Below are 247 nucleotides of genomic sequence, written 5' to 3'. Positions count from 1 at the left end.
GTAGGTGATGGTGCCGCCCTCGGTCACGCTCGGGGTCGCGATCAGCTTGACCGTGGTGATGTCGTTGACATCCGTTACGCTGGTTGTGGCCTTGGCGGTGGTGTTGAGCTGCTCGAAGTTGCCGCCGGCGGTGCCGGTGATCGAGACCACGACCGGTTTATTGCCGGTGTAGATATCGTTCGGGGCCACGTCGGTGGCACTGTCGCTGGTGCTGGCATCCTTGAGGATGGTCAGGGTCTTGCCGTTG

At 62.3% G+C, this 247-nt stretch carries 1 protein-coding gene; it reads right to left on the bottom strand.

The annotated features are described in order from the left end of the window. A partial coding sequence (locus NPS46_RS25175) for an immunoglobulin-like domain-containing protein (protein WP_274112061.1) occupies window positions 1–247 on the bottom strand: 247 nt, incomplete at both ends.

The sequence above is a fragment of the Pseudomonas putida genome (assembly GCF_028682395.1).
GTDB classification, from domain to species: Bacteria; Pseudomonadota; Gammaproteobacteria; order Pseudomonadales; family Pseudomonadaceae; genus Aquipseudomonas; species Aquipseudomonas putida_AB.
Note: the sequence above shows the minus strand (reverse complement) of the source record. Positions and strands in the feature narration are given on the sequence as shown.